This window comes from Rhizobacter sp. P3_C12 (assembly GCF_056402735.1).
Genome location: NZ_JBFUGW010000353.1, coordinates 1 through 5,469, shown reverse-complemented (window position 1 = coordinate 5,469; position 5,469 = coordinate 1). Strand labels below are relative to the sequence as shown.

Below are 5,469 nucleotides of genomic sequence, written 5' to 3'. Positions count from 1 at the left end.
GCCCGCGTGCGCAGCACGCTTCGTGAACTGACTGTCGYCSACTGTTTGACCACARCGAACGAAGTGAGYGGMGGGAGTTTSGRCGACGGGCCATGAAACCAGCCAGCGGAGGGCAGTCTTCGCCCCCAGGGGCGAAGACCGCACCGACCGGCGAGCCCCAGCCTCCCCACCCGCGCCTTTGCAAGCGCAGAAGCAAAAAGGCCCTGCAGTTTGCGCTACAGGGCCTTTCGAAAGCAGCCTCAGTCGAGGCTGCCAACTTACTCTTGCGGGCGACGGCGGCGCGACACGAACACGATCGCGCCCAGGCCGGCCAGCAGCATCGCGTACGTCGCCGGCTCCGGAACGGCCGTGACGGTGATGTTCTGCAGCGCCAGGCTGAACTTCTGCGGGTACACGCCCAGCAGCGCGAAGATCAGGAAGCTGTCGCCACCCGCCTTCGTCACGAACGAGTACGTGTTCCAGCCGGTCGTCTTCGTCGAGTCGGACAACTGGTCGAACGTGCCCGGGCCCTTCTGGCTGTCGAACAGGAAGGCGAAGTCGAGCGTGCGGTCCAGCGGACCACCCTTCGACTGCGCTTCATATTCGAAGCTCACGTTGTACATCCCCGGCGCGAGGTTGTCGAAAACCTCGTAGCAGAAGCTCTGACCCAGCTTGCTCTTCAGCGGATCGTCGCAGCTCTCGCTGCTGGCGAACGCCGACCCGGTCGCGAAGGTCATCGCGGTCAAGGCCAGTGAAACTAGAAACTTCTTCATGGATACCTCCTGGTGATTAGGTGCTTTCCCGTATGCAAGACACACGCCACTTTCAGATCCCATCCCCAGTTCAAGGGGGGTCGATCGGGGCGCACGGGGCATGAGGCAGCCGGCATGCCCACCCGGCTTCACTTCGAACTGCTCTTTGCCCCTCAAAAGCAGCCGAATTTGCAGCAGCAACTACCTTTCGGCAGCCCAAGCTTGCCGATTTCCGCCCTGTATCGCTTCGTTACTGCTTGCAAGTAGCTGCAAACAGCCTTCAAGTCGACACATCAGCATGGTCCATGCCTGGGCGAATTTCCCTGGCGTGGTGCAACGCAGCATGAATTCAGGGCGCCGCACGCGTCACGCCATCCGACAAGGCGCCGGACTCAGCGCAGGCTGACCTGCCCGGAGCAACTTCCGGTGGTGGCGCTGTAGGGGTAGGTGATCGTCAGGTTGTCGCCGACGATCTGACGGCGTTCGTGGCCGATGTTGCAGGCGAACTGCAGGCTGCGCAGCGGCTGCCACGCGATGCCGAGCCCGTAGGTCGTGGTGTTGTCCTCGCCCTCGGTCGGCGCGGTCACGCCGTTGGCGATGAAGGCGTTGTCCAGCTTGCGCCGCGTGTAGCCGCCCTGCGCGGTGAGCTGGATCTTCGCGGTCGCATCCCAGCGCGCCTTCAATTGCAGGCCGTGGCTGACCCGCGTGTCGCTCGAATCGATCTCGTTGAGCGCGGTGCCGAAGGTGCTGCTGCCCACGCTGCTGTCGCGCGAGAGCTGCGTGTCGAAGTTCAGCTTGCCGGTGGCCTGCCAGTTCCAGCCGAGCGCGCCGGTCCAGGTGTTCGTGTCGCGCTGCGCTTGCACCGAATGGTTCTCGCGCGTCACGCTGACACGCGCGTTCAGCGTGCTCAGGCCGTTCGGCTTCGCGAGCAGGCTGAGGTCGACGTCGTTGCGGCGGAACACGTCCGGCTCGACGCCGAAGTTCGGGAAACGCCCCTCGGTGTGCCGGCCGCCGAGCCGCACGCTGAGCGCGTCGGAATCGGCCCAGCGCACGCCGGCGTTCACCGTCTGCTGGCGCACGTCGCGGTTGCTGAACTCCTCGGCCGAGTAGCGGCTCTGGTTGCCGGCCCAGCCGCCCTCCAGCGTCCACGCGGTGACGACGCCGACCCGCACCTGCAGCCCGGCGCCCGTCGTGCGCAGCTGGTTCTTGCCGGTGTAGCGGTTCTGGCTGTCGAGGTCGTAGCGGTACAGGCTGCTGCGCTGCTCGGCCGTCAGCTCGCCCGACACGCGCTCGACGGTCGACCAGTCGAGCCGCGCCGACAGCCGGTGGTCGGTGTTGTTCAGCTGCGTGTTGTTCTTGTAGCGGTTGATGTTGGCTTCGAGCCCGGCCGTGAAACGCTGCCGGCCGAACGGCTGGTCRATCGCGGCGCGCAGCCCGGTCGACGACACCGCATCGCGCGCCGCCGGCTCGCCATCGGGCGCGCGGAACAGGTTGTTGTCGGCCGAGATGGCCTGGCTGATGCCGAACACGTACGGATCGGATTCGTCACCGGCCTGGGCAGCGCCGGCGAAGCCGGTCAGGACGAGGACAGCAACGGAAGAACGACTGCGCATAGGTTCACCGGACGAAAGTGGAAACGGATGGCCCGCATCGCATCAATAGGCGTTGCGGTCGAAGAGCACCAGCCGCACGGTGCGCACGATGATCATCAGGTCCAGCCCGATCGACCAGTTGCGCAGGTACTCCAGGTCGTACTCGACGCGCGCGGCCATCTTGTCCAGCGTGTCGGTCTCGCCGCGAAAGCCGTTCACCTGCGCCCAGCCGGTGATGCCCGGGCGCACCTTGTGCCGCACCATGTAGGCCTGGATCATCTTGCGGTACTGCTCGTTGTGCGCCACCGCATGCGGGCGCGGCCCGACGATGCTCATGCGCCCCTGCAGCACGTTGATCAGCTGCGGCAGCTCGTCGAGCGAGGTCTTGCGGATGAACGCGCCGAACGGCGTGATGCGCGCATCGCCGCGCGTGGCCTGCTTCACCACCGCGCCGTTGTCCTGCGTCGTCATCGAGCGGAACTTGTAGACCTCGATCTCCTCGCCATCCAGCCCGTTGCGCTTCTGGCGGAAGATCACCGGCCCGGGCGAACTCAGCTTCACGCCGATCGCGAGCGCCGCCATCACCGGCGAGATCAGCAGCAGGATCAGCGACGCCAGCACGATGTCGCTGAAGCGCTTGACGAGGTCGTTGGTGCCGGTGAATGGCGACTCCAGCAGGCTCACCACCGGCAGGCCGGCCATGTCCTGCAGGCGCCCCTGGATCACGCTGACGCCGAACACGTCGGGCGCGTAGTACACCGAGGCGGTCGTGTCCTGCAGCGAGGCCAGCAGGTTCACGATGCGCGGCTGCGAGGTCAGCGGCAGCGTGATGTAGACATCGCGCACGCCGTGGCGGCGCACCCACTCGGCCAGGTCCTCGAAGCGGCCCTTCACATGCTCGCGCGCATCGGGGTGCAGGCGATCCGGCGAACGGTCCTCGAAGAAGCCGACGAAGTCCTGCCCGAACGAGCGGCGCGCCTTCAGCGACTCCAGCACCTTGGCCCCGAGCGGCCCGGCCCCCACCACCACCGCGCTGCGGCGGTACTCCGGCCGCAATGCCAGGCGCCGCAGCACCTCCTTGCCGCCGCGCACCGCGATCCATTGCACGACCGGCGTCAGCCCGGCCCACCACGCCAGCACCCGCCACTCGAAGAACTTCAGGCTGTCGGTCGCATAGCCGCACAGCACCAGGATGCCCAGCAGCGCGATCCACGCGCTGAGGATGTCGATCGCCGCATTGAGGCTGCGGTCCTTGAAGCGGTTCACGCCGGGGAAGCTCAGCACCAGCACGAGCATGCACAGCGTCAGCGCCGGCCGTTCGACCGGCTCGTTGAAGAAGCTGCTGACGGCGAGATAGCACAGCACCGTCAGCAACGGCTCCATCACCGCGGCGATGAAGGACGTCACCGAGGGCGGTGCACCGAGGAACAACTGCCTATGGCTGCGTTCTTCGAACATGGGAGAAGGAGTCCGTTGAGAATTTCACGAACCCCTCACGCACGAGGCGTGCCAACAGGCCCTCGCGCTGTAACTGAATTTCTCTTGCGGCGCCAGAGGGTGAACACGGGCACCCTTCCTGTCAGAAAGCCCGGCTCATGTCACTGTTGGACACAGGCGATCGGTAGATTCGACAGGCTTTTATCCGACACAGGTCCGGTTCTTACCGGTTCGCTTGGCCTCGTAGAGCGCTTCGTCGGCGCGCTCGAGCGCAGCCTCGATCGCCTCGCCCTGCCGGTACAGCGTGACGCCGGCCGAGAAGGTGACGAAGACCTGGCGCTGCTCGTGCATGAAGAGCCCGCCGGACAGCGAGCGCTGCAGGCGCGTCAGGATCTGCTCGCCCTCCTGCACGGGGGTGTCGGGCAGCAGCACGACGAACTCCTCGCCGCCGTAGCGCGCCACCAGGTCGGTCGGGCGCAGCGCCTTGCTGACCACCTCGGCCAGCGACTTCAGCGCGGTGTCGCCGGCCGCATGGCCCAGCTCGTCGTTCAGGCGCTTGAAGTTGTCGACGTCCAGCAGGCCGATCGACAGCTCGGTCTGGCCGCGCTCCATGCGCGCCTTTTCGGCATCGAACGCCTGCATCAGGCCGCGGCGGTTGGCGATCTGCGTGAGCTGGTCGGTCGACACTTCTTCCGACAGCCGCCGCAGCTCGCCTTCGAGCTCGGCCACGCGCTCGGACAGGCCGACCGCCTTCGCATGCTCCGACTCGAGCCGGCCCTGCGCCTGGCTGACCAGCGACTGCACGGTGCGGCTCTCCTCGACCATCTCGCGCACGACGCCGGCCAGGCTCTCGAGCGAATCGGCCTTCTCGATGGTGTCGGCATAGCGGCCGACGCTCTCGTGGAAGCGGCCGGTGTGCTGGCCCAGCTCGCCCAGCTCGCTGAGCATGCGGTTGATCAGCAGCTTCAGCGCGTCGCGGGCGCGCGCCCGGTCCTCGCGCAACTGGTGCTGGCGCTCGCGGGTGTGGCCCAGCAGCTCGCTGACCGAGCGCACGCTGCGCGCGGTCAGCCCGCCGTCGATCTGCAGCTTCATCGCGTCGACCTGGCCGCGCGCCCAGCTGTCGTCCTCGGCCAGCTCGGCGAGGCTCGCGGTGAGCTCCTGGCACAGCCCGCTCAGCTGGTCGACGAAGTGATGGCGGTGCGCCAGCATGCGGCGCGCGCGCTCGCACAGCGCGTCGAACTCGTCGGCCTGCAGCGGCGTCGGGCCCGGGGCCTCGAGCTGCGCGAGCAGGTCGGCCAGCTGGCGCGACAGCTCGGCGCTCGGGGCCGGCGGCGGCGGCAGCGCAGACTGCACGGTGCCGCTCAGGCCGTCGGCGACGCGTTGCCACAGCGGGAAGGCCGCATCGGCCGGCACGGGCTCGGTGGCCGGCCCGGACGGTGCCGCGGCCGGCGGCAGCGCATCCAGCGGTGCCGGCTGCGTGAGGCTGTCGTCGGCCTCGACCATGTCGTCGAGCGTGTCGCCCTCCCAGCTGCCCATCAGCTGGCTCAGGCGCTGCTGCAGCCGCTGCACGTCGCTGCGGCTGCTCGACAGCACGCGCTGCAGGCTTTCCTTCTTGCGCGCCGCGGTCCAGTTGCGCCCGCCGCGCTCGACGCCGCGGGTGATGCGCTCGATCAGGCCGGCGAGCGCCGCGGCCTGGGCGGCGCTGTCGG

At 67.8% G+C, this 5,469-nt stretch carries 3 protein-coding genes and 1 pseudogene; all 4 read right to left on the bottom strand.

Going from position 1 to position 5,469, the window contains the following annotated elements:
- Positions 1 to 257: 257 nt before the first annotated feature.
- Positions 258 to 371 (bottom strand): annotated as a pseudogene (locus AC1DXV_RS30765) (PEP-CTERM sorting domain-containing protein); the annotation flags it as partial.
- Between the two features lie 752 nt (positions 372 to 1,123).
- The gene (locus AC1DXV_RS30760; RefSeq protein ID WP_477870534.1) at positions 1,124 to 2,344 is read right to left on the bottom strand and encodes a porin family protein; all 1,221 of its coding nucleotides are present in this window, start codon (positions 2,342 to 2,344) and stop codon (positions 1,124 to 1,126) included.
- A gap of 42 nt (positions 2,345 to 2,386) precedes the next feature.
- Positions 2,387 to 3,730, bottom strand: coding sequence for an undecaprenyl-phosphate glucose phosphotransferase (locus tag AC1DXV_RS30755; RefSeq protein WP_477937253.1), 1,344 nt, complete (start codon positions 3,728 to 3,730; stop codon positions 2,387 to 2,389).
- 231 nt (positions 3,731 to 3,961) lie between these two features.
- On the bottom strand, positions 3,962 to 5,469 hold a 1,508-nt coding region (locus AC1DXV_RS30750; RefSeq protein WP_477937251.1), incomplete at its 5' end, for a GGDEF domain-containing protein.